We start from the raw sequence: 22,225 nt of genomic DNA on the forward strand, positions 1-22,225 counted from the left end.
GTCCCCGGCCGCCCCGCCGACGAGGTGCATCCGCTGCCCGGTCGACGGGTGCGCATCCGGCTCCGCGTCGGCATCGGGGCCGCGGTCGTGCTGGTCGGTGCGGCGCTCGTGGTGACGATCCTGGTCACCGCCGTCCAATCGGCCGGCCTGGCCTCCCCGACCGCGGTCCCTGCGGCGCACCCGAGCTCGTCGGCGCACACGAGCGCAGGTGCTGCCGCATCCGACGGATCCGGGGACGGCGACGCGACCGTTGAGACGGGCGCCGGGGACGCGGCCGACGCGGACGGCGGGACCGGCGGATCCGCCCAGGGCGCACGGACGCCCATCTACGTGCACGTGGTCGGCGCGGTCGTGTCCCCGGGGCTGTTCCCCCTGGCGCCGGGCAGCCGCGTCGTCGACGCCCTCGCCGCCGCCCACGGCTTCGCCGACGGGGCGGACACCGCGGGCGTCAACCTGGCGCGCGTCCTCTCCGACGGGGAGCAGCTCGTCGTCCCGCGCCAGGGCGAGGCCCCGGCCGCGCCCGCGACGTCGGGCGCTCCCGGAGCCGCAGGCGGGTCCGCGAGCCCGTCGTCACCGGTGGACCTCAACACGGCCACGGCGGAGCAGCTGGAGACGCTCCCGCGCGTCGGACCGTCCCTGGCCGCCCGGATCATCGCCTGGCGCACCGCGCACGGCCGCTTCGCGCGCGTCGCCGACCTCGGTCGGGTGCCGGGCATCGGCGATCGCACGCTCGCGTCGCTCACCCCGCTGGTGCGGGTGTGACTCCGAGGCCTGGCGCTGACGGCGGCTCGAGCAGGCCAGCGCGAGGGGGGTGGGGTGCGGCAGCTCCGCACATCGACCTCCGATTCGCGATCCCCGCGGCCGCCGGCTGGACCACCACGGCGGCGGCCATCGGCATCCGCGGTGCGGCCGCGCCGTCGGCCGTCGCCGTCGCGACGCTGGCGGTGGTGTGCGCCGGGATCGCCGTCCGGTCGGCCGTTCGCGCGAGGCCGCGTGCGACCGCGACGGCAACCCCGCACGCCCGGTCGCCCATCCCACGCCGCCGGAGGGCGCGCCGACAGGACGCGTCTGCGGCCCGGATCCGCCGCGCCGCTGCCGCGCTGGCGGTCGCCGCCGGGGTCGCGGCCATGCTCCTCGGCGGCGCCGCCGCCCGCGAGCCGTCGCGACACCCGGAGGCCCTCGAGGCCGCCGCGCACGCGGACGGCATGGTGGTCGCGGACGCCGTCGTCGACGAGCCCCCCGCGCCGGTCGCCTCGCGCTCCGGGAGCGGACCGGGCCGCGCCGATCGGGTGCGGATCGTCGCGCACCTCACCGCCCTCCACGTCGGCCGCGATGCGGGAGGACGGACGGACGACGCCACGCTGCGGCTGCCCGCCCCGGTGCCCGTCGTGGTCTTCGCCACGGGCGCCGACGAGCGGCACGACGGATCCCCGCACGCCAATCCGGGGGTCGGCGCCCTCCTACGCCTGAGCGCCGCCGTCCGGGCCGCGGATCCGGGCGATCGCGCCGCCTACCTCCTCGTCGCCCGTGGGGCACCCGATGTCGCGGGCGGTCCCGCCGGCCCGCTCGGGTTCGCCGACGCCCTCCGCGCGCGCCTCGCCGCCGCCGCCGCCGACCTCCGCGGACCGGGGGCCGAGCTGCTGCCCGGCCTCGCGATCGGGGACGTGTCGGCGGTGACGCCCGCCCTCGCGCAGACCATGAAGGACAGCTCGCTCACGCACCTCACGGCGGTCTCTGGCGCCAACTGCGCGGTCATCGTGGGACTCGTGCTCGCGCTGGCGGCCGCCGCCGGGCTCCGACGACCGGCGCGAGCGGCCGCCGCGCTGGCAGCTCTCGGCGCGTTCGTGATCCTGGTGACGCCCCAGCCCAGCGTGCTGCGCGCCGCCGTGATGGCCGCCGTGCTCATCGTCTCCGCCTCGTCCGGCCGGCCATCCCGCGGTCTGCCCGCCCTCGCCGTGGCGGTGGTCGTCCTGCTCACGGGGGATCCCTGGCTGGCACGCGACCTCGGCTTCGCCCTCAGCGTGCTGGCGACGGCCGGGCTCCTCGTCCTGGCGCCCCCGCTTGCCGACCGCATGTCGCGCCGCATGCCGCGCCGCCTGGCCGAGGCGCTCGCGATCCCCGTCGCCGCGCAGGTGGCGTGCCAGCCGGTGCTCCTCGTGCTGCAACCCGGCCTGCCGGTGCACGGGGTGCTCGCGAACGTGCTCGCCGAGCCCGCCGCCGCGCCCGCCACCATCGGCGGCCTCGTCGCGTGCGTCGTCCTCCCTGTCTGGCCGGCGGCGGGCGGTCTCGTGCTGCGGCTGGCCTGGCTGCCGGCGTCGTGGATCGCCGCGGTCGCCTCCGTCATGTCCCGTCTCCCCGCGGGCCGCGTGCCCTGGGCATCGGGGCCCGCGGGCGTCATCGCGCTCACGGTCGCGATCGCCCTGGTGATCGCGGTGGTGGCGCTCGGGCGTCCGGCCTCCCCGGTGCCGCCCGCAGCGGCCGTCCCGGGGCCGGGGGATGTCCCACCCGACGGCTAACCTGGATCCGCCCGACCGTCGGCCCGCCCCGCTCCGGGCATCCGCACCCCGGGCACCCGCACCCGCACCCTCCGGAAGGACCCGCATGGCCACCAGGACGTCCCGCAGCACGGCGGCGAAGCCCTCCGCGGCCATCCCGCAGCTCTCCTGGGACGCGGTGCGGCCGGCGCCCGTCGTCCTCGTGTCCGGCACCGAGGCCCTCCTCGCCGACCGGGCGATGCGACGCCTCCGCGACATCCTCACGGCGGAGGATCCGCGCATCGAGGTCTCCGACATCGAGGCCGACTCCTACGCGCCCGGCGAGCTGATCACGCTCGCGAGCCCGTCCCTGTTCGCGGAGCCGCGGCTCATCCGGGTCGTCAACGTGGAGAAGTGCTCGGACCAGTTCCTGCTCGACGCGGTCGCCTACCTCGACCAGCCGGCCCACGACACGTACGTCGTGCTCCGGCACGCCGGGGGAGTGCGCGGCAAGAAGCTGCTCGACGCCGTGCGCTCGGGCACCGGCGGCGGCATCGAGGTCGTCTGCGCGGAGCTCAAGAAGGACAGCGAGAAGCACGACTTCGCCGTGGCCGAGTTCCGGGCCGCGAAGCGCTCGATCACGCCGGGCGCCGTGCGGCAGCTCGTGGCCGCGTTCCAGGACGACGTGAGCGAGCTGGCGTCGGCGTGCCAGCAGCTCATCTCGGACACCGCGCACGAGATCACCGAGGTCACTGTGAACCAGTACTACGGCGGCCGGGTCGAGATCAACGCGTTCGCGGTCGCGGACTCGGCCATCGCCGGCCGCGGCGGCGAGGCTCTCGTCCTGCTCCGCCACGCGCTCACCTCGGGCGCGGACCCCGTGCCGCTCATCGCCGCCTTCGCGATGAAGATCCGCACGATGGCCAAGGTGTCCGGAGTCTCGGGCGCGTCGGGCCAGCTGGCGTCGAAGCTCGGCATGGCGCCGTGGCAGGTCGACCGCGCCCGCCGCGACCTGCAGCTCTGGGACGACGCGGGTCTCGGCCGGGCCATCGAGGCCCTCGCCGAGGCGGACGCGCAGGTCAAGGGCGGCGGACGCGATCCCGTCTACTCGCTGGAGCGCATGGTGCGCACCGTCGCCTCACGCGGTCGCGACTGACGCGCGGCCAGACCGCCGGGCTCACCCGCCGGATCCGCCCCGGACATGACGACGGGCCCCGCGCGATGCGCGGGGCCCGTCGATCGCACCAGGGGAGGTCAGCCGATCTTGGCGACCTGCTTGGCGATCGCGCCCTTGCGGTTCGCGGCCTGGTTCTTGTGGATGACGCCCTTGCTGGCGGCCTTGTCGAGCTTCTTGCCGGCGAGGCTGACGGCCTTGACGGCCGCGTCCTTGTCGCCCGCGGAGACGGCGGTCTTGACGGAGCGGATGGCCGTCTTCAGCTCGCTCTTGACGGCCTTGTTGCGCTCCTGGGCCTTCTTGTTGGTGCCGATGCGCTTGATCTGCGACTTGATGTTTGCCACGTGTTATGTCTTCCGTTCGAGTTGTCGTCGTATGAGTTGCCGCTCAGCGAGAGAGGGCGCCTGCGGCGATACCGCGTGATCGGGGAGGATCACACGCAAGCCAACAGGCGACGATACCAGGTCGCGGCCCGGAAATCAGGCCGCGGGGCCGCGCGCGTCGCGGGCGAGCCGGGGGACCTCGTCGCCGGGGCGCACGAACCGGGTCTCGGGCGCGTCGTCGACCGCGTGCCGGATCCGCCCGAGGAAGTCGGCGGGCATCTCCGGCAGCGCGTCGACCGGCCACCAGGCGACCTCAAGCGACTCGTCGTCGTTGACGCGCGCCTCGCCCGAGACGTAGCGGCACCGGAAGGTCAGGTCGAGGTAGCTGGCGCGATCGCCGTTCGGGTAGGTGATCTCGTCCGTCGTCCCGACGGCGACCAGCCGCTCGACCTCCACGATCACGCCGGTCTCCTCCTCGGCCTCCCGCCGGGCGCCGACGGCGGGCTCCTCGCCGGGCTCGAGGATCCCCGAGACGGGCGCCCACTCGCCGGTGTCCCCGCGACGGACGAGGAGCACCCGGGGGCCGTCGAGGATCACGGCGGTCACGCCCGAGAGCCACAGGGGAGCGGTGCCGACCCGCTCGCGGAGGGAGACGATGAAGTCGGGGATGCCCATCCCTCGAGCGTACCGGCGCCCCGCGGACCTCCCGCCGGCGGCGCATCGGCGGATCCCCGGGCCGGCGCCTCCCGCCCGCGTCCTAGGCTCGGACCATGCCCCTCACCGACAGCACCGCTCCCGTCCGCGCGTCCGCATCCTCCGTCACCGCCATCGTCGGCGGCCACGTCGTCCCCGTCGACGGCGCCCCGATCCCGGGCGGCACCGTCCTCCTCCGCGACGGCCTCGTGGCCGCGGTCGGCCAGGCCGGCGACGTCGACGTCCCCGCGGGCGCGACCGTCATCGACGCAAGCGGCCGCTGGGTCCTGCCGGGCTTCGTCGAGGCGCACGGTCACGTCGGCATCCACGAGGAGGCCAACGGCCCCGCGGGCAACGACACCAACGAGATGACCGACCCCGACATGAGCTCGGTGCGCGCGATCGACGCGATCGACATCGACGACGAGGGCTTCCGCGACGCGCTGAAGGGCGGCGTCACGACCATCGTCGTGAAGCCCGGCTCAGGCAACCCGATCGGCGGCCAGTCCGTCGCCATCAAGTCGTGGGGCGGCCGCACGATCGACGAGCAGCTCGTCAGCGACTCCGTGAGCGTCAAGAGCGCCCTCGGCGAGAACCCGAAGCGCGTCTACGGCGCCAAGGACCGCACGCCGTCGACGCGCCTGGGCGTCGCCATGGTGATCCGCCGGGCCTTCCGCGACGCCGAGGACTACCGCGCCGCCCGCGACCACGCCGCGAAGGAGGGCAAGCCGTTCTCCCGCGACCTCGGCAAGGAGACGCTCGTGCGCGTCCTCGACGGCGAGCTCGCCTGGGACCAGCACACCCACCGCCACGACGACATCGCCACCGCGATCCGCCTCGCCGACGAGTTCGGCTACCGCCTCGTCGTCAACCACGGCACCGAGGGCGACAAGATCGCCGACGTGCTCGCCGAGCGCGGCATCCCCGTGATCTTCGGCCCGATGATCACCTCGCGCTCCAAGGTCGAGCTCCGGGACCGCGCCGTCGCGAACCTGGCCGCGCTGCACCGCGCCGGAGTCCTCGTCGCGATCACGACCGACGCGCCCGTCGTGCCGATCGACTTCCTGGTGCACCAGGCGTCCTTCGCCGTGAAGGACGGCCTGCCCGCCGACATCGCGATCCGTGCCATCACCGCGAACCCCGCCGCGATCCTCCGCCTCGACCACCGCGTCGGCGCGCTCACGCCGGGCCTCGACGCCGACGTCGTGATCTGGTCGGGCGACCCGCTCGACGTCCAGTCCCGGGCCGAGCACGTCATCATCGGCGGCAGCACGGTCTACACCTGGGCCGACGGCCAGGGCACCACGGTCGAGCGCCGCGCGCGCTTCGGCTCATGAGCGAGGCACCGGGGTCGAGCGCCCCGCGCACGGCGGTCGTGGCGGGCGCGTCCGGCTTCATCGGGCAGGTGCTCGTGCGCGAGCTGGCCGACGAGGGCTACCTGGTCCGCACGATCGGCCGTTCCGGCGCCGACGCGCGCTGGGGCGACGCCGAGGGGATCCGCCGGCTCCTCGACGGTGCCGACCTCCTGGTGAACCTCGCGGGCAAGAGCGTGAACTGCCGGTACGGCGTCGCGAACCGCCGGGAGATCCTGCGCTCCCGCGTGGAGACGACGGCCGAGCTCGCCCGCGCCGTCGCCGACAGCGCACGGCCCGTGCCGGTGTGGATCAACGCCTCCACCGCCACCGTCTACCGGCACGCGACCGACCGGCCGCAGACGGAGTCGACCGGCGAGCTCGGCGACGACTTCTCCCCGTCGGTCGGCCGCGCCTGGGAGCGCGCGTTCTTCGCCCCCGAGCTGCCGTCCACACGGCGCGTGGCGCTGCGGATCGCGATCGTGCTCGGCCGCGACGGCGCCCTCCAGCCGCTCCTCGGCCTCGCGCGCTTCGGCCTCGGCGGCCCGCAGCTCGACGGGCGCTTCCCCGGTCGGCCGTCCAGGATCCGCGCCGGTGCGCACCACGGGTACCAGCCGACCCACGGCCGCCAGGTCTTCAGCTGGCTGCACATCGACGACCTGGTCGGCATCATCCGCTTCGTGCGCGACACCCCGACGCTGGAGGGACCCGTCAATGCGTCGAGTCCCGCGCCCGTCACCAACCGCCGCCTGATGAAGGTCCTCCGCCGCGCCGTCGGCATGCCGATCGGCCTGGCCGCGAACCGGTGGATGCTCGAGGTCGGCATGTGGCTCTTCCGCACGGAGCCGGAGCTCGTGCTCAAGAGCCGCTGGGTCGTGCCGGAGACGCTCGAGGCCGCGGGCTACCGCTTCCGCTGGCCCGAGCTCGACGCGGCCGTGGCCGACATCGTGCGTCGCTGACCGCGCCGCGGCGCGCGACCGCGGGGCAGGCCGCTCGCCGCGACGACGGCTCGGCGGGCATGCCGTGGGATGATCGTGGTTCCGCTCCACCGACAAGACCCGTAAGGAACGCGTGAGCCCCCTAGCTTCGAAGGCCCTCCGGCCCGCCGCGACCGACCCCGCGTCCATCCGCAACTTCTGCATCATCGCCCACATCGACCACGGCAAGTCCACGCTGGCCGACCGCATGCTGCAGATGACGGGCGTCGTCGACTCGCGCTCCATGCGCGCCCAGTACCTCGACCGCATGGACATCGAGCGCGAGCGCGGCATCACGATCAAGAGCCAGGCCGTCCGCATGCCGTGGGAGCTCGACGGGCGGACCTACGCGCTCAACATGATCGACACCCCGGGCCACGTCGACTTCTCGTACGAGGTCTCCCGCTCGCTCGCCGCGTGCGAGGGCGCCATCCTCCTGGTCGACGCCGCGCAGGGCATCGAGGCGCAGACGCTCGCGAACCTCTACCTCGCGCTCGAGAACGACCTCACGATCATCCCGGTGCTCAACAAGATCGACCTGCCGGCGGCGGATCCCGACAAGTACGCGGCCGAGCTCGCCTCGCTCATCGGCGGCGACCCGTCCGAGGTGCTGCGCGTCTCCGGCAAGACCGGCGCGGGCGTCGAGGACCTCCTCGACCGCGTCTCCCGCACCATCCCCGCGCCCGTCGGCGACCCCGACGCCGCCGCGCGCGCCATGATCTTCGACTCGGTCTACGACGCCTACCGCGGCGTGGTCACCTACGTCCGCATGATCGACGGCAAGCTCAGCCCGCGCGAGAAGATCTCGATGATGTCGACGCGCGCCACCCACGAGATCCTCGAGATCGGCGTCAGCTCGCCCGAGCCCACGCCCTCCGACGGACTGGGCGTCGGCGAGGTCGGATACCTCATCACGGGCGTGAAGGACGTGCGCCAGTCGAAGGTCGGCGACACCGTCACGACCGCCGCGCGCCCCGCGACGGAGGCGCTGCCCGGCTACACCGAGCCGCTGCCGATGGTCTTCTCCGGGCTCTACCCGATCGACGGATCCGACTACCCCGACCTCCGCGACGCCCTCGACAAGCTCAAGCTGTCGGACGCCGCGCTCGTCTACGAGCCCGAGACCTCGGTCGCGCTCGGCTTCGGCTTCCGCTGCGGCTTCCTCGGCCTCCTGCACCTCGAGATCATCACCGAGCGCCTCTCCCGCGAGTTCGGCCTCGACCTGATCACGACCGCGCCCAGCGTGATCTACGAGGTCACGAGCGAGGACAAGAGGACGGTCACCGTCACCAACCCGAGCGAGTTCCCGGGCGGCAAGATCGTCAGCGTCTCCGAGCCCGTGGTGAAGGCCGCGATCCTCGCGCCCAAGGACTACGTCGGCACGATCATGGAGCTGTGCCAGTCGCGGCGCGGGATCCTGCTCGGCATGGAGTACCTCGGCGAGGACCGGGTGGAGATCCGCTACACGATGCCGCTCGGCGAGATCGTGTTCGACTTCTTCGACAACCTCAAGAGCAAGACCGCCGGATACGCGTCGCTCGACTACGAGCCCGCGGGCTCGCAGGACTCCGACCTCGTCAAGGTCGACATCCTGCTGCAGGGCGAGCAGGTCGACGCGTTCAGCGCCATCGTGCACCGCGACAAGGCGTACGCGTACGGCGTGCTGATGACCGGCCGCCTCCGCGAGCTCATCCCGCGCCAGCAGTTCGAGGTTCCGATCCAGGCCGCCATCGGCGCGCGGATCATCGCCCGCGAGTCCATCCGCGCGATGCGGAAGGACGTGCTCGCCAAGTGCTACGGCGGCGACATCACCCGCAAGCGCAAGCTGCTCGAGAAGCAGAAGGAGGGCAAGAAGCGCATGAAGATGGTCGGCCGCGTCGAGGTCCCCCAGGAGGCGTTCATCGCCGCGCTCTCCGGCGACACGGAGAAGAAGGCCAAGTAGCCCGATCCCGCACGCATGACGCGCCCCCTGCCTCGAGAGGCAGGGGGCGCGTCGCGTGCAGGGAGGGAGCGTCAGCAGGCGGTCGGCGTCCGCGAGCCGGCGGCGACCCACTGGCGGAACGTCAGCGCGAGCCCCTCGGGAGCGGCCATGCCGATGTAGCGGACCTCGGTGCTGCCCGGGTTGGAGCAGTACTTGTCGAACGGGAAGGCCTGCAGGACCTTCGGCGTCGGGCGCCCGGCGTCGAGCCAGTCGTCGTAGCTGATGGGTCCGTCCTCACCCGTGACGGGGTCCTGCCCGACGATCGTCTCGAGCCAGGCCAGCCGCGAGTAGCCGCTCTCGGTGCGGATGTCGACCGGGGGGTACCCGAGGGTGCGCCACTCGGCGAAGGTCATCGTGTGCCACTCGGCGGCGTCCGATCCCCAGAGCGTGCCGGTGCGGACGAGGAGCTCGTCGGACGTGGGGTACTGGAAGACGAGGGAGGAGATCGGGAGCACGTTGCGCGTGGGGGTCGGCGATCCCGCGCGGCGCCACTCGGCGCCGGACAGCGACGCGGTGAGGCCGGAGTGCGTGCCGATCACGTCCGCGAAGACGGTGCTGCTCCAGGGGAGGACGCGGTACTCCACGTCGGCGGGCACGGGACGCGGGAAGCCGTCGGCCTTCCACTCCGCGAAGGTCGCGTAGCCGATGCCAGGCTCGTCGGCGGAGATGGAGCTCTCGAGGATGAGGGAGTCGCTGAAGGGGACCGAGTAGTAGGTCCCCCCGGCGGCGGCCTGGGCGGGCGCCGCGGCGAGCAGCGAGCCGCCGAGGGCGAGCGCCCCGACGAGGGCGAGGGCGGGCAGTGAGCGGTTCATGGTGGCCTTCCGGTGGTCGACGACGAGCGTCGGAGAGGGTGGATGGAGTGGAGGGGAACAGGAGCTGCGGCGTCCATGTGGCACGTGCGCATCGGGGTGATCCGATCCGCTCCGACCCGTTCCGGCTTGCCGTCGCACGCTCAAGCTAGCGGTTCCCCGCGTCGCCGGAATCCCTTTCTGATCACGGTTTCATCACGTAGGAAATGACCCCTGGACGGGGTGGCGCGAGGGGATGAGAGGCCGTCACCACGCGGGGTGATGACATGCGATCCGGCCCGTGCTATGTCGCGATCGGCTGCCGGAGCCCGGACGCACGACGCGCCCCCCGCCTGGCAGGCGGGGGGCGCGTCGTCTGATCGGAGCGGGGCTCAGCAGGTGCCGGGCTGCGGCTTCCCGGCGGCGAGCCACTCGTCGAACGTCATCGCCACGCCGTCCGGGGCGGCCTTCCCGATGTAGCGAATCTCCTGCGCGCCGGCGGCCCGGCAGTACTTGTCACCGGGGTAGGACGAGACCACCTCGGGCGTGGGGCGGGCGTAGCTGTCCCAGATCTCGAAGGACACGGGGCCGGTCGTGCCGTCGTCCGAGATCGGGCCGACGAGCGTGGCGTACCACGAGAGCTTCGAGAAGGGGCGCGGCGACGTCTCGTCCACGGCGGGGGAGCCGAGGTGCGTCCACTCGGCGAAGGTCAGCTGGTGGTAGTCGACGACGTCCGAGAAGGACGAGTACCCCGCCACGACGAAGAGCTCGTCCGACGCGTCGTACTGGAGGATGCTCGCCGCGGCCGGGAGGCGATCGGTCCGCGGGGTGGGGGAGCCAGCCCGACGCCACTCGTCGTAGCCCAGCGACGTCGAGAACCGCGCCCCGCCCGCCGTGCTGTCGGCCTGGACCGTGGACTCCCACGTGAAGCGCACGTAGACGGTGGTGGAGGCGCGGGGCGCGGGGCGACCGGCGGCCGACCAGTCCTCGAACGTGGCGGGGTCAGCGTGCGGGACCCCGTCGTTTGTCGTCACCTCGAAGAGGGTGGAGTCGTAGGGCACCGAGTAGAACATGCCGCTGGCGGACGCGGCGGATGCGGGGGTCGCGACCGCGAGACCGCCGACGGCGAGGGTGCCGGCCACGGCGAGGGCGGCGAGGGAGCGGAGCATGCGGGAAGAGCCTTCCGATGGTCGACGCGGAGCGTCGGGATGGGGGTGGGGGCGGCGCCGGGAGGCCCGTCGTCGTGTGAAGGCTAGGGGTCGCGGAGGTCGCCCCGCGCTCGTCCAGGTCACGATCCGATGACGCTCCGGTGGCCGCTACGGCGCCGGGATGACGGGCCGCGTCTGCACCTCATCCGCAGGGATGACGGATGTCGTCGCGCCCCCGATGCGGGGGCTCGACGCATGGCAGCGGCCGCGGCGTCGGCACGCGCGGGACGCCCAGCGACACGCCGTAGTCTTGACGTCATGCGCCGCAGCACCTACACCGCGACCGCCGTCACGTACGGCTCCGTCGGCGGCACCCAGGCCGTCGACCTCATGACCTACCCGCCCGAGGGGTACCGTCCCGCGGAGGCGAGCGCACGGCTCGGCAGCGGCGACGAGCGCTTCGAGCAGGCCGTCGCCCTCCTCATGACGTGGGGCGTGCAGCGCGGCAGCGGCATCGAGGTCACCCGCATCGAGCAGGAGGTCCCCGACGACCCCGGCTACCAGGGGCTGGAGTTCGACGAGGACGGGGTGCCCCAGGTCCCCGTCGATCGCCCGCGCGAGACGCTGTACGGCGACGACGGCACCGCGTGGATCACGTCGGGCACTTCGGCGGTGCTCCGCATGCCGTTCGGCCCGTTCCACCCCGAGGCACCCGTCCGCGTCGTGTACACCGTGCAGGAGACCGACCGGGTCGGCTTCGCCTACGGCACGGTCCACGGTCACCCGCTGAGCGGCGAGGAGGCGTTCCTCGTCTCCCGGGAGCCCGACGGCAGCGTCTGGCTCACCCTCCGCGTCTTCTCGCGGCCCGCGTCCTGGCCGATGCGGCTCGCGAGCCCCGTCCTCCGCGTCGTGCAGGGCGTCTTCATGCGCCGGTACCTCAAGGCCCTGCACCCGGCGGTCGCGTCCGCCTGATCCGCTGAGCGGCCGAGCTGCGTCAGCGCGCGGCGAGTCCGTCCAGGTAGGCCATGACCTCGTCGTGGCCTGCTGCGAGATCGGGCACCACGACGGCCGCGTGCGCATCCGGCGACCGCAGCTGCTCGACGTCGTACGCGCCCGTGGCGACGGCCACGAAGGGGAAGCCCGCGGCCTCGGCGGCGACCCCGTCCGCGGGGGTGTCGCCGATGATCACGACGCTGGCCCCGGCCAGCGCCTCCGCGGCGCGACGCGTGAGGTCGCTGCGGATCCGGGCCTCGTGCCCGAAGAACGACGCGTCCCAGTCGAACAGGTCGACGTCGAGACCCGCGCCGTCGAGCTTGTACCGGGCGCGGAGCGGCGAGTTGCCGGTCAGCAGCGCGTTCACCCAGCCGCGGGCGGCGACGTCGGCCACGAGGCGCGGCACGCCGACCGGCACCTCGCGCCGACCCGCGCCGTAGTGCTCGACGCGCGACATGCCCTCGAGCCGCTCCCGCACCGCGGCGTGCAGCGACTCCGGCAGCCCGTAGAGGTCGAGGGTCTCCCAGATGATCTGCCCGTCGGTCTTCCCGTGCGCGTGGACCGTGCGGTCCTCGAGCTCCTCGCCCGCGGCGAGCTCGATGGCGCGGTGGTACATGCTGCCGGCGCGCGGGCCGTTGAGCAGGAGCGTGCCGTCGACGTCCCAGAGGACGTGCAGGGGTCGGGGGGATCGGGCGTCGGTCATGCCCCCATCCTGCCGGAGCGGTGGGCCACCCCGGGCGCGCGCACCGGGGCGCGCGCCGACCGGGGGATGATGGACGGATGCCGTCCGCCCTGCCCCTCGCCGATCCCGCCCCCGCCGACGGCCTGCTCCCCGCCTCGGCGTCGACCGGCGCGGACGACCGCGCCTTCGGCGTCTACCTCCACGTCCCGTTCTGCCGCGTCCGCTGCGGCTACTGCGACTTCAACACCTACACGGCACCCGAGCTCCGCGGCGTGAAGCAGTCCGACTACGCGTCGCAGGCCGTCCAGGAGGTGCGCTTCGCCGGATCCGCGCTGCGGGACTCCGGCGTCCCCGCGCGTCCCGCCTCCACCGTGTTCCTCGGCGGGGGCACGCCGACGCTCCTCCCGGTCGAGGACCTCATCCGGATGCTCGACGCCGTGCGCGAGACCTTCGGGCTCGCCGACGGCGCCGAGGTCACCACGGAGGCCAACCCCGACAGCGTCGACGACGCCTACCTCGCGGCCCTCGCGGCGGGAGGCTTCACGCGCGTGTCCTTCGGCATGCAGTCCGCCGTGCCGCGCGTGCTCGCCACGCTCGAGCGCACGCACGATCCCGCCCGGATCGCCCCCGTCGTCCGCGGCGCCCGGGCGGCGGGCCTCGAGGTCAGCCTCGACCTCATCTACGGGACGCCGGGGGAGACCATCGACGACTGGCGCGCCTCGCTCGAGCAGGCGATCGCGCAGGAGCCGGACCACCTCTCGGCCTACGCGCTCATCGTCGAGCCCGGCACGAAGCTCGCGCGGCAGATCCGCCGCGGCGAGGTGCCCGAGCCCGACGAGGACCTCCAGGCCGACATGTACGAGCTCGCCGACCGCATGCTCGGCGAGGCCGGCTACGAGTGGTACGAGGTGAGCAACTGGGCGCGCGACGACCGCCGCAGCCGCCACAACCTCGCCTACTGGCAGGGCCACGACTGGTGGGGCGTGGGTCCGGGCGCGCACAGCCACGTGGGCGGCGTCCGCTGGTGGAACGTCAAGCACCCGGCCGCGTACGCGGACCGCGTGCTCGCGGGGGCGTCACCCGGCGCGGGCCGCGAGTCGCTCGACGACGCGACGCGCGAGGTGGAGCGCGTGCTCCTCGGCGCCCGCATCCGCGACGGCCTGGACATCCCGACGCTCACGGCCGAGGGCCGCCGGCAGGTCGCGGGCCTCATCGCCGACGGCCTGGTGGATCCGCGCGCCGCCCTCTCCGGCACCCTCGTGCTCACGCTGCAGGGGCGCCTGCTGGCCGACGCCGTCGTGCGGCGGCTGCTCGAGGACTAGGCGGCGGCCCGGCCGGTCGTCAGAGGACGACCGCGCCCACCACGTCGCCGGCCTCGCGCTCGGCGTCGCTGCGCTCCACGCAGAACTCGTTGCCCTCGGGATCCGCGAGCACGACCCAGCCGCTGCCGTCCGCGTTCCGCCGGTCGGCCACGAGCGCGGCTCCCAGCGCCAGCACGCGGTCGACCTCCTCGTCGCGCGTGCGGTCGTCGGGCGCGAGGTCGAGGTGCACGCGGTTCTTGCCGGCCTTCGGCGCGTCCGCGCGCTGCAGGATGATTCCCAGCCCGGAGACGGGGTCGCCCAGCCACGCGGCGTCCTGGCCGGGCAGGTTCGGCTCCTCGGGATCCTCCGCGAAGCCCGTCACGCCGGCCCAGAAGAGCGACAGCGCGTGCGGGTCCAGGCAGTCGATCGCGACGTGCCGGATCCTCGCGCTCACGGGCGTCCGCCTACTTGATCCACCGGATGTTGAGCGGGTAGCGGTAGGGCCGGCCGGCCTGGACGCGCGTGCCGCCGATGATCGCGAACACGATGTTGACCACGACCACCGCGAAGATCACGAGGCCGAGGAACAGGCCGATGATGACCCCGAGGATCGGGATGACCCCGAAGACCACCTGCAGCACGTTGAGGATGACCAGCGCGCCGGCGACGTTGATGGTCCAGTTGGTCGCCTCCTTGCCCTCCTGGTCGGTGAACCGGCCGCGCTCGCGGAACACGAGCCACACGATGAACGACGGCACGATGAGGATCGCGAGGAAGTGCGTGAGCGACGCCCAGAGGCGGTCCTCGCTCGGGGTGAGGGGAGCGGGCGCGCCGTACGGGTGGGGATCGGGTGCGGACATCGCGGGGAGCCTCTCGGTGCCACGCGGCGGCCGGGGACCGGCGGACGCGAGCGGATCGTGGGTGGGCCGGGCAACACCTGGCCCGTCCACGCTACCGCCGACGACGCGCGACCGGCAACGCCGACCACCCCCGGAGCCGCGGTACGATTGGCAGTCAGAACCGACGAGTGCCAGGAGGGAGCCGCCATGGTCTCGGAACGCGGGCTCGACGTCCTCCGGGTGATCGTGCAGGACTACGTGTCCTCGCGGGAGCCCGTGGGCTCCAAGTCCATCGTGGAGCGCCACGCATTCGGCGTCTCGGCCGCCACCATCCGCAACGACATGGCCCTCCTCGAGGAGGAGGAGCTGATCGCCGCGCCGCACACGTCGTCCGGTCGCGTGCCGACGGACAAGGGGTACCGCCTCTTCGTCGACCAGCTCGCCGACGTGCGTCCGCTCACGCCCGCGCAGCGCCAGGCCATCCACGTGTTCCTCGGCGAGTCGGTCGACCTCGACGACGTCCTCGCCCGCACCGTGCGCCTCCTCGCGCAGCTCACCAACCAGGTCGCGCTCGTGCAGTACCCGTCGCTCGCGACGAGCCACGTGAAGCACGTCGAGCTCGTGGCGCTGTCCACCACGCGCGTGCTCACCGTGCTCATCACCGACACGGGCCGCGTCGAGCAGCGCGTCGTCGAGCTCGCGGGCGACCCGGACGACGCGTTCCTCGCGGTCATGCGCACGCGGATCAACCAGGCCGTCGGCGGGCTCGGGCTCGCCGAGGCGGCCACCCGGCTCGAGACCCTGTCCGACGAGGTCGAGCCGGCCCAGCGCGCCGCGGCATCCGTGCTCGCGGGCACGCTCGTCGAGCAGGTGCTCGCCAACCGGCAGGAGCGGCTGCTGCTGGCCGGATCCGCGAACCTCGCCCGCACGGAGCGCGACTTCCCCGGGAGCATCTCGCCCGTCCTCGAGGCCATCGAGGAGCAGGTGGTGCTCCTGCGCCTGCTCGGCGAGATGGAGGCCGACCAGCACGGCGTCTCGGTGAGCATCGGCCGGGAGAACGCCCCGTTCGGCCTCGGCGAGACGAGCGTGCTCACCAGCGGGTACAGCTCGTCCGGCGGCGTGCTCGCGCGCCTCGGCGTGCTGGGACCGACCCGCATGGACTACTCCACCAACATGGCGTCGGTGCGCGCGGTCGCGCGCTACCTCTCGCGCCTGCTCGAGGAGCGGTGACCGCCGCACGCCGGCGCACCGCTCCCAGTTCCCACGACCATCACCACCGAAGGGCCCGACGTGGCTGACCACTACGAAGTACTCGGCGTGAGCCGCGAGGCGACGCCAGAGGAGATCAAGAAGGCGTACCGCAAGCAGGCGCGCCAGCTCCACCCGGACGTCAACGACGCCCCCGACGCCGCCGAGCGGTTCAAGCTCGTCACGCACGCGTACGACGTGCTGTCGGATCCGCAGCAGCGCCAGCAGTACGACCTCGGCCCGCAGGCCGGCTTCGGCGGCCAGGGAGGCCAGGGCTTCGGCGGGTTCGGCGACATCTTCGAGACGTTCTTCGGCGGCCAGCAGGGCGGCGGCGGACGCGGCCCGCGCTCGCGCCAGGAGCGCGGCCAGGACGCGCTGCTGCGTGTGGAGGTCGAGCTCGATGAGGTCATCTTCGGCGTGCACCGCGACCTCGAGGTCGACACGGCGGTCGTCTGCGACACGTGCCACGGAACATGCGCGCAGCCCGGCACGAGCGCCGTCACGTGCGACATCTGCCGCGGCTCCGGCAGCATCCAGCGCCAGGTGCGCTCGCTCCTCGGCAACGTCATGACCTCGAGCCCCTGCGGGACCTGCCGCGGCTACGGCACCGTCATCCCGCACCCGTGCCCCACCTGCCAGGGCCAGGGCCGCGTCCGCGCGCGCCGGACCGTGCCCGTCGACATCCCGGCCGGCGTCGACACGGGCCTCCGCCTCCAGATGCCGGGCTCCGGCGAGGTCGGCCCCGCGGGCGGCCCGAACGGCGACCTCTACCTCGAGATCAAGGTCAAGCACCACGAGGTCTTCAGCCGCAACGGCGACGACCTGCTCGCCACGGTCGAGGTGAGCATGGTCGACGCGATCCTCGGCAGCGACGCGCACATCGAGGCCCTCGACGGCGACGTCGACCTCGAGCTGCGCCCCGGCATCCAGAGCGCCGAGATCATCACGGTGCGCGGCCGCGGCGTCACGAAGCTGCGCGGCTCGGGTCGCGGCGACCTCAAGATCGGGATCCAGGTGGTCACGCCGCAGAGGCTCGACCACAAGGAGCGCGACCTCATCCAGCAGTTCGCGCGACGCAACAAGGCGCCCGCGCCGCACCTCGCGCACTTCCAGCAGGGCCTGTTCCAGAAGCTCCGCGACCGCTTCCTCAACGTCTGACCGTGGCGCACTTCTACCTGGCCGACGACATCGGCGCGTCCGACCTCACGGTCGGCCGCCTGCTCGTGCTCGCCGGGCAGGAGGCCAGGCACGCGGTGACGGTGAGCCGCGTGCGCTCCGGCGAGGGGATCCTCGTCGGGGACGGGCGCGGCACCATCGCCTCGGGGACGGTCACGTCGGCCGAGCCGCAGCGGCTCGAGCTCCGCGTCGACGCGGTCGAGGCGCATCCCGAGCCGTCGCCACGGGTCGTCCTCGTGCAGGCGCTCGCCAAGGGCGACCGCGACGAGCTGGCCGTGCAGGCCGCCACCGAGCTGGGCGTCGACGCGGTGATCCCGTGGCAGGCGCAGCGCTCCGTCTCCCGATGGGAGGGCCAGAAGGTCGCCAAGGGCCGCGACCGCTGGCGCGCGATCGTCCGCGAGGCCGTGAAGCAGTCCATCCGCCCCCGGGTTCCCGAGGTGGAGGCGCTCGCGACGACGAAGGACCTCGTGCGCATGGCGGGGACCACGCGCGTGCTCGTGCTCGACCCGACGGCCGACGCGCGGCTGTCGCGGCTCGACCTGGCGACGGTCGGCGGCGACGGCGCGACCGACGTCCTGCTCGTGGTGGGCCCGGAGGGCGGCATCGCGCCCGCGGAGGTCGAGGCGCTCCGACAGGCGGGGGCGATCCCCGTCGCGCTCGGCTCGGGGATCCTCCGCACGTCGACCGCGGGGCCGGCCGCGCTGGCGCTCGTCAACGCCGCGCTCGGGCGCTGGTGACGTCGCGGGTCCCGCGTAGGCTGGGCGCATGACCAGCAGCGCAGAGCCCACCGTCTTCGAGCGCATCGTCGCGCGCGAGATCCCGGCCGAGATCGTCGCGGAGACCGACCGCGTCATCGCCTTCGCGGACATCGCGCCCAAGGCCCCCGTGCACGTCCTCGTAGTGCCCAAGACGGCCGCGTACCGCGACGTCGTGGAGCTCGCCGCGGGCGACCCCGCCCTCCTCGCGGAGGTCGTCGAGGTCGCGTCGCGCATCGCCGCCGAGCGCGCGGGCGGCCAGTTCCGTCTCCTCTTCAACACGGGGGCGGACGCCGGCCAGACCGTCTTCCACGTGCACGCGCACGTGCTCGCCGGCTTCGACCAGGGGGACCATGTCGGGCTCTGACCCGCGGGGCGGCGCATCCACGGAGGATGACCGCGTCGAGCAGACGGCGACGATGGACGGCGTGCTCATGGTGCATCTCCTGGGACCGCAGGACCGGCTGCTCCGGCAGATCGAACGCGAGCACCCGGACGTCGACGTCCGGGTCCGCGGCAACGAGATCACGCTCGTCGGCACCCGGGCGGACGTGGCCGCGGCCCGTCGGCTCATCGACGAGGTCGTGGCGATGGTGGAGGACGGACAGCACGTGGAACCCCAGGAGATCGAGACGAGCGCGCGCCGGCTCGGCGAGGACGACGGCCGGACCCTGTCCGACGTGCTGAGCGAGGCCATCGTGCAGTCGCGCGGCCGCGTCGTGCGCCCGAAGACGCAGGGCCAGAAGCAGTACGTGCAGGCCATCGACGAGAGCACCATCGTGTTCGGCATCGGCCCCGCGGGCACGGGCAAGACCTACCTCGCCATGGCGAAGGCCGTCCAGGCGCTGCAGCGCAAGGAGGTCGAGCGGATCATCCTCACGCGTCCGGCCGTCGAGGCGGGGGAGCGGCTCGGCTACCTGCCCGGCTCGCTCACCGACAAGATCGACCCGTACCTCCGGCCGCTGTTCGACGCGCTCAACGAGATGATGGATCCGGAGCTCGTCCCGAAGCTGATGGCCTCGAACACCATCGAGGTCGCGCCGCTCGCCTACATGCGCGGGCGCACGCTCAACAACGCGTTCGTCGTGCTCGACGAGGCGCAGAACACCACGCCCGAGCAGATGAAGATGTTCCTCACGCGCCTCGGCTTCGGCTCGAAGATGGTGGTCACGGGCGACATCACGCAGGTCGACCTGCCCACCGGGTCCAGCGGCCTCCAGCTCGTCACGCGCGTGCTGGACGGCATGGACGACATCCACTTCTCCCGCCTCACGAGCGACGACGTCGTGCGGCACACCCTGGTCGGCCGCATCGTGGACGCGTACACGCGCTACGACGCGGAGCGCCAGGCCGCCGACCACCTCCGCGCCGAGCGCCGCACCGCCCCTGGGAGCACCCGATGAGCATCGAGATCAACAACGAGTCGGCCGTGGAGGTCGACGAGCCCCTCATCCAGCGTCTCGCCACGTACGCGCTGGACACGCTGCACGTGCACCCCGACGCGGAGCTCGCCATCGTGATGGTGGACGAGGGCGCGATGGAGCAGCTGCACGTGCAGTGGATGGACGAGCCGGGCCCCACGGACGTCCTCAGCTTCCCGATGGACGAGCTGCGCCCCGGCACGGAGGACCGGCCGACGCCCGCGGGCCTCCTCGGCGACATCGTCGTCTGCCCGCAGGTCGCCGCCGAGCAGGCGGTCACGGCGGGGCACTCCACCATGGAGGAGATCCTGCTGCTCACGGCGCACGGCATCCTGCACCTGCTGGGCTTCGACCACGCCGAGCCCGACGAGGAGCGCGAGATGTTCGGGCTCCAGCGCGACATCCTGATCGGGTTCGCCATGAGCGAGCGCGGGCGCTGACCGCCTCGATGCTCGCCCTCCTCCTCCCCGCGTTCCTCCTCGTCGTCCTCGGCGGCCTGTTCGCCGCCGCCGAGTCCGCCATCTCGTCCCTGTCGCGCGCGGACATCCAGGAGCTCGCGGCCACCGCGCGCGCTCGTCGCTCCCTGCTCGCCATCTCCGTCGACACGGGCGCCTACATCAACGCGCTCGGCTTCGTGCGCATCATCGCCGAGACCGGCGCCGCGGTGCTCGTCACGCTGGCGCTGGCCTCCACGATCGACGCGTGGTGGATCACGCTGCTGGTCGCCGCCGCGATCATGACGGCCGTGTCCTTCGTGCTCGTGGGCGCGAGCCCGCGCTCGGTCGGCCGGGTGCACGCGCGCCCGCTGCTCGCCTGGACGGCGCTGCTCGTGCGGGTGATCCGCGTGGCCATCGGGCCCGTCGCCGACGCGCTCGTGGCCCTCGGCAACCGCGTCACGCCCGGCCGCCCGAAGACCGTCGCGACGTTCACGAGCGAGGAGCAGCTGCTCAGCATGGTCGACGAGGCCACCGAGCTGGAGGTGCTCGAGGAGGACGACCGGGAGCTCATCCACTCCATCTTCGAGTTCAACGACACGGTCGTGCGCGAGGTGATGATCCCGCGCACCGACATGGTCGTCGTGGAGCAGACCGCGCACGTCGGCTCCGCGCTCGGCCTCTTCCTCTCCCGCGGCATCTCCCGGGCGCCGGTGACGGGACGCGACTCCGACGAGATCGAGGGCGTGCTGTACCTCCGCGACCTCGCGCGCATGGTCTACGAGCGGCCCGAGGAGGCCGAGCGGACGACCGTCGACCAGCTCGCGCGCCCCGCCGTCTTCGTCCCCGAGTCGCAGAAGGCCGACGCGCTGCTCCGGCAGATGCAGCTCGAGTCCAACCACCTCGCCATGGTCGTCGACGAGTACGGCGGCATCGCCGGGCTCGTCACGCTCGAGGACCTCATCGAGGAGCTCGTGGGCGACATCAGCGACGAGTACGACCGCGACGTGCCCGAGTTCGAGGACCTGGGGGACGGCGTGTACCGTGTGAGCGCCCGGCTGCCGATCGACGAGCTGGGGGACCTGTTCGGGCTCGAGCTCGACGACGACGACGTGGACAGCGCGGGCGGCCTCCTCGCCAAGACCCTGGGGCGCCTGCCCGAGCGCGGATCCGTGGTGCGCGTCGGCGGGCTGGTCCTCACGGCCGACCGGGTCGAGGGGCGCCGCACGCGCATCAGCACGATCCTCGTCGAGCGCGACCGCGCCGACGACCCCGACGACGACCACGAGGCGGCCCCCGCGGGCGCCGCCGCCAGCAGAGGACACGACCATGACTGATCCCCGCGACGACGCGACGCCCGTCGAGGAGACGGCGACGGACGGGACGCCCGTCACGGGGACGCCCGTCACCGGGACGGCCGCCGAGCCCGCCCCGCTGTCGGACGAGGCCTGGGGCATCGACCGGGACGCGGAGCCCGCGCGCTCGAAGCGCAAGCCGCGCGGGGGAGCGCCCGCCTACCGCGCGGGCTTCGTCTCCTTCGTCGGACGGCCGAACGTGGGGAAGTCCACGCTCACGAACGCGCTCGTGGGGGAGAAGGTCGCCATCACGAGCTCCAAGCCGCAGACGACGCGCAAGGCCATCCGCGGGATCGTGCACCGGCCGGACGGGCAGCTCATCCTGGTCGACACCCCCGGGATCCACCGCCCGCGCACGCTCCTCGGCGAGCGGCTCAACGCCCTGGTGCAGACCACGCTCGGGGACGTGGACGTCATCGGGCTGTGCATCCCCGCCGACGAGCGCATCGGCCCGGGCGACCGGTTCATCAACGAGCAGCTCGACGAGTACCCGCGCGCCCGCAAGATCGCGATCGTCACGAAGACCGACTCCGCATCGCGCCACGCGGTCGCCGAGCAGCTCCTCGCCGTGCAGGAGCTGCGCGACTGGGACGCGATCGTGCCCGTCTCCGCCGTCGAGGCGATCCAGCTCGACGCGCTCGTGGGCGAGCTGCTGAAGGCGCTGCCCGTCTCCGAGCAGCTCTACCCGTCGGACGCCGTCACCGAGGAGGGGCTCGAGGCGCGCATCTCGGAGCTGATCCGCGAGGCCGCGCTCGAGGGCGTGCAGGACGAGCTGCCGCACTCGCTCGCCGTCACGATCGACGACATGATCCAGCGCGAGGACAAGGAGCTGCTCGAGATCTACGCGAACCTCTTCGTCGAGCGCGACAGCCAGAAGGGCATCGTCATCGGCGCGCAGGGGTCCCGGCTCAAGCACGTGGGGCAGGTGGCGCGCGCGCAGATCGAGCCGCTCGTGGGAACCCGCGTGTTCCTCTCGCTGCGCGTGAAGATCGCCAAGGACTGGCAGCGCGACCCGAAGCTGCTCGGCCGCCTCGGCTTCTGATCCGCTCGGGCGGCGCGCGTACATCCCGCGGATGAGATCGGGTCGCCTCCGCGGGGATCATCGGCCGCC

23 protein-coding genes are annotated in these 22,225 nt (G+C 73.3%); 16 read left to right on the forward strand and 7 right to left on the reverse strand.

What is annotated here, in order from left to right; translation table 11 throughout:
• The first annotated feature begins 48 nt into the window (after positions 1 to 48).
• From KYT88_RS08020 to holA, 3 genes are all read left to right on the forward strand, one after another.
• Entirely contained in the window at positions 49 to 762 is a 714-nt protein-coding gene (locus tag KYT88_RS08020; protein ID WP_310648381.1) for a ComEA family DNA-binding protein, read from the forward strand.
• Positions 763 to 1,127: 365 nt separating this feature from the next.
• Positions 1,128 to 2,516: a ComEC/Rec2 family competence protein gene (locus KYT88_RS08025; RefSeq protein WP_237583620.1), complete on the forward strand. Its 1,389-nt coding sequence runs from the start codon at positions 1,128 to 1,130 to the stop codon at positions 2,514 to 2,516.
• A gap of 85 nt (positions 2,517 to 2,601) precedes the next feature.
• Complete coding sequence (gene holA, locus KYT88_RS08030) at positions 2,602 to 3,630, forward strand: DNA polymerase III subunit delta (protein ID WP_043587015.1); 1,029 nt, start codon at positions 2,602 to 2,604, stop codon at positions 3,628 to 3,630.
• 98 nt (positions 3,631 to 3,728) lie between these two features.
• Here holA and rpsT read toward each other — a convergent pair whose 3' ends face one another.
• Together rpsT and KYT88_RS08040 are read right to left on the reverse strand one after the other, a co-directional pair.
• On the reverse strand, positions 3,729 to 3,992 hold the full coding sequence (gene rpsT / locus KYT88_RS08035) for a 30S ribosomal protein S20 (protein ID WP_043587013.1): 264 nt from the start codon (positions 3,990 to 3,992) through the stop codon (positions 3,729 to 3,731).
• Between the two features lie 135 nt (positions 3,993 to 4,127).
• The gene (locus KYT88_RS08040) at positions 4,128 to 4,646 is read right to left on the reverse strand and encodes an NUDIX hydrolase (RefSeq protein WP_043587011.1); all 519 of its coding nucleotides are present in this window, start codon (positions 4,644 to 4,646) and stop codon (positions 4,128 to 4,130) included.
• Between the two features lie 95 nt (positions 4,647 to 4,741).
• Here KYT88_RS08040 and KYT88_RS08045 point away from each other — a divergent pair, with 95 nt between their 5' ends.
• From KYT88_RS08045 to lepA, 3 genes are all read left to right on the forward strand, one after another.
• Positions 4,742 to 6,001 carry an amidohydrolase gene (locus tag KYT88_RS08045; protein WP_051629378.1) on the forward strand — a complete coding sequence of 420 codons (1,260 nt, stop codon included), beginning with the start codon at positions 4,742 to 4,744 and terminating at the stop codon, positions 5,999 to 6,001.
• A complete protein-coding gene (locus KYT88_RS08050; RefSeq protein ID WP_043587010.1) occupies positions 5,998 to 6,975 on the forward strand; it encodes an epimerase in 978 nt (325 codons plus the stop codon). The genes KYT88_RS08045 and KYT88_RS08050 overlap by 4 nt, the downstream gene beginning before the upstream one ends.
• Before the next feature lie 112 nt (positions 6,976 to 7,087).
• On the forward strand, positions 7,088 to 8,935 hold the full coding sequence (gene lepA, locus KYT88_RS08055; protein WP_043587007.1) for a translation elongation factor 4: 1,848 nt from the start codon (positions 7,088 to 7,090) through the stop codon (positions 8,933 to 8,935).
• Between the two features lie 71 nt (positions 8,936 to 9,006).
• On the opposite strand, the gene KYT88_RS08060 is transcribed toward lepA, so the two are convergent.
• Positions 9,007 to 9,786, reverse strand: coding sequence for a hypothetical protein (locus KYT88_RS08060; protein ID WP_043587005.1), 780 nt, complete (start codon positions 9,784 to 9,786; stop codon positions 9,007 to 9,009).
• Between the two features lie 368 nt (positions 9,787 to 10,154).
• Positions 10,155 to 10,931: a hypothetical protein gene (locus KYT88_RS08065; protein ID WP_043587002.1), complete on the reverse strand. Its 777-nt coding sequence runs from the start codon at positions 10,929 to 10,931 to the stop codon at positions 10,155 to 10,157.
• A 297-nt stretch (positions 10,932 to 11,228) separates the two neighbouring features.
• Here KYT88_RS08065 and KYT88_RS08070 point away from each other — a divergent pair, with 297 nt between their 5' ends.
• Positions 11,229 to 11,882 (forward strand): DUF1990 domain-containing protein, encoded by a 654-nt coding sequence (locus tag KYT88_RS08070; protein ID WP_012038246.1) that lies wholly within the window; start codon positions 11,229 to 11,231, stop codon positions 11,880 to 11,882.
• Between the two features lie 22 nt (positions 11,883 to 11,904).
• Here KYT88_RS08070 and KYT88_RS08075 read toward each other — a convergent pair whose 3' ends face one another.
• Positions 11,905 to 12,606 carry an HAD family hydrolase gene (locus KYT88_RS08075; RefSeq protein ID WP_043587000.1) on the reverse strand — a complete coding sequence of 234 codons (702 nt, stop codon included), beginning with the start codon at positions 12,604 to 12,606 and terminating at the stop codon, positions 11,905 to 11,907.
• 77 nt (positions 12,607 to 12,683) lie between these two features.
• Between KYT88_RS08075 and hemW the strand changes: the two genes are divergently transcribed.
• Positions 12,684 to 13,907, forward strand: coding sequence for a radical SAM family heme chaperone HemW (gene hemW / locus KYT88_RS08080; RefSeq protein ID WP_043586997.1), 1,224 nt, complete (start codon positions 12,684 to 12,686; stop codon positions 13,905 to 13,907).
• 19 nt (positions 13,908 to 13,926) lie between these two features.
• On the opposite strand, the gene KYT88_RS08085 is transcribed toward hemW, so the two are convergent.
• Together KYT88_RS08085 and KYT88_RS08090 are read right to left on the reverse strand one after the other, a co-directional pair.
• A complete protein-coding gene (locus tag KYT88_RS08085) occupies positions 13,927 to 14,340 on the reverse strand; it encodes a VOC family protein (protein WP_043586995.1) in 414 nt (137 codons plus the stop codon).
• Between the two features lie 10 nt (positions 14,341 to 14,350).
• Positions 14,351 to 14,746, reverse strand: a complete 396-nt coding sequence (locus KYT88_RS08090) for a DUF4870 domain-containing protein (RefSeq protein ID WP_043586993.1) — start codon at positions 14,744 to 14,746, stop codon at positions 14,351 to 14,353.
• Between the two features lie 186 nt (positions 14,747 to 14,932).
• Here KYT88_RS08090 and hrcA point away from each other — a divergent pair, with 186 nt between their 5' ends.
• Genes hrcA through era form a run of 8 tightly spaced genes read left to right on the forward strand, consistent with a single transcriptional unit; the run spans position 14,933 to position 22,156 of the window.
• A complete protein-coding gene (gene hrcA / locus KYT88_RS08095; protein ID WP_012038251.1) occupies positions 14,933 to 15,955 on the forward strand; it encodes a heat-inducible transcriptional repressor HrcA in 1,023 nt (340 codons plus the stop codon).
• A gap of 60 nt (positions 15,956 to 16,015) precedes the next feature.
• A complete protein-coding gene (gene dnaJ / locus KYT88_RS08100; RefSeq protein WP_043586991.1) occupies positions 16,016 to 17,131 on the forward strand; it encodes a molecular chaperone DnaJ in 1,116 nt (371 codons plus the stop codon).
• A 2-nt stretch (positions 17,132 to 17,133) separates the two neighbouring features.
• On the forward strand, positions 17,134 to 17,886 hold the full coding sequence (locus tag KYT88_RS08105; protein WP_043586989.1) for a 16S rRNA (uracil(1498)-N(3))-methyltransferase: 753 nt from the start codon (positions 17,134 to 17,136) through the stop codon (positions 17,884 to 17,886).
• A gap of 28 nt (positions 17,887 to 17,914) precedes the next feature.
• Positions 17,915 to 18,271, forward strand: a complete 357-nt coding sequence (locus tag KYT88_RS08110) for a histidine triad nucleotide-binding protein (protein ID WP_043586987.1) — start codon at positions 17,915 to 17,917, stop codon at positions 18,269 to 18,271.
• The gene (locus tag KYT88_RS08115) at positions 18,258 to 19,307 is read left to right on the forward strand and encodes a PhoH family protein (RefSeq protein ID WP_043586985.1); all 1,050 of its coding nucleotides are present in this window, start codon (positions 18,258 to 18,260) and stop codon (positions 19,305 to 19,307) included. The genes KYT88_RS08110 and KYT88_RS08115 overlap by 14 nt, the downstream gene beginning before the upstream one ends.
• Positions 19,304 to 19,765 (forward strand): rRNA maturation RNase YbeY, encoded by a 462-nt coding sequence (ybeY, locus tag KYT88_RS08120; protein WP_012299081.1) that lies wholly within the window; start codon positions 19,304 to 19,306, stop codon positions 19,763 to 19,765. The genes KYT88_RS08115 and ybeY overlap by 4 nt, the downstream gene beginning before the upstream one ends.
• An 8-nt stretch (positions 19,766 to 19,773) precedes the next feature.
• On the forward strand, positions 19,774 to 21,096 hold the full coding sequence (locus tag KYT88_RS08125) for a hemolysin family protein (RefSeq protein WP_043586983.1): 1,323 nt from the start codon (positions 19,774 to 19,776) through the stop codon (positions 21,094 to 21,096).
• Positions 21,089 to 22,156, forward strand: coding sequence for a GTPase Era (era, locus tag KYT88_RS08130; protein WP_043586981.1), 1,068 nt, complete (start codon positions 21,089 to 21,091; stop codon positions 22,154 to 22,156). The genes KYT88_RS08125 and era overlap by 8 nt, the downstream gene beginning before the upstream one ends.
• The last annotated feature ends 69 nt before the right edge of the window (positions 22,157 to 22,225 follow it).

It is taken from the genome of Clavibacter sp. A6099 (assembly GCF_021919125.1).
Lineage (GTDB): Bacteria > Actinomycetota > Actinomycetes > Actinomycetales > Microbacteriaceae > Clavibacter > Clavibacter seminis.

Coding starts and splice junctions, on each gene's coding strand:
- KYT88_RS08025 (WP_237583620.1), top strand. CDS start 1,128: ATGCTCCTCGGCGGCGCCGCCGCCCGCGAGCCGTCGCGACACCCGGAG.
- holA (WP_043587015.1), top strand. CDS start 2,602: ATGGCCACCAGGACGTCCCGCAGCACGGCGGCGAAGCCCTCCGCGGCC.
- KYT88_RS08040 (WP_043587011.1), bottom strand. CDS start 4,646: ATGGGCATCCCCGACTTCATCGTCTCCCTCCGCGAGCGGGTCGGCACC.
- KYT88_RS08045 (WP_051629378.1), top strand. CDS start 4,742: ATGCCCCTCACCGACAGCACCGCTCCCGTCCGCGCGTCCGCATCCTCC.
- KYT88_RS08050 (WP_043587010.1), top strand. CDS start 5,998: ATGAGCGAGGCACCGGGGTCGAGCGCCCCGCGCACGGCGGTCGTGGCG.
- KYT88_RS08060 (WP_043587005.1), bottom strand. CDS start 9,786: ATGAACCGCTCACTGCCCGCCCTCGCCCTCGTCGGGGCGCTCGCCCTC.
- KYT88_RS08065 (WP_043587002.1), bottom strand. CDS start 10,931: ATGCTCCGCTCCCTCGCCGCCCTCGCCGTGGCCGGCACCCTCGCCGTC.
- KYT88_RS08070 (WP_012038246.1), top strand. CDS start 11,229: ATGCGCCGCAGCACCTACACCGCGACCGCCGTCACGTACGGCTCCGTC.
- KYT88_RS08075 (WP_043587000.1), bottom strand. CDS start 12,606: ATGACCGACGCCCGATCCCCCCGACCCCTGCACGTCCTCTGGGACGTC.
- hemW (WP_043586997.1), top strand. CDS start 12,684: ATGCCGTCCGCCCTGCCCCTCGCCGATCCCGCCCCCGCCGACGGCCTG.
- KYT88_RS08090 (WP_043586993.1), bottom strand. CDS start 14,746: ATGTCCGCACCCGATCCCCACCCGTACGGCGCGCCCGCTCCCCTCACC.
- hrcA (WP_012038251.1), top strand. CDS start 14,933: ATGGTCTCGGAACGCGGGCTCGACGTCCTCCGGGTGATCGTGCAGGAC.
- KYT88_RS08110 (WP_043586987.1), top strand. CDS start 17,915: ATGACCAGCAGCGCAGAGCCCACCGTCTTCGAGCGCATCGTCGCGCGC.
- KYT88_RS08115 (WP_043586985.1), top strand. CDS start 18,258: ATGTCGGGCTCTGACCCGCGGGGCGGCGCATCCACGGAGGATGACCGC.
- ybeY (WP_012299081.1), top strand. CDS start 19,304: ATGAGCATCGAGATCAACAACGAGTCGGCCGTGGAGGTCGACGAGCCC.
- KYT88_RS08125 (WP_043586983.1), top strand. CDS start 19,774: ATGCTCGCCCTCCTCCTCCCCGCGTTCCTCCTCGTCGTCCTCGGCGGC.
- era (WP_043586981.1), top strand. CDS start 21,089: ATGACTGATCCCCGCGACGACGCGACGCCCGTCGAGGAGACGGCGACG.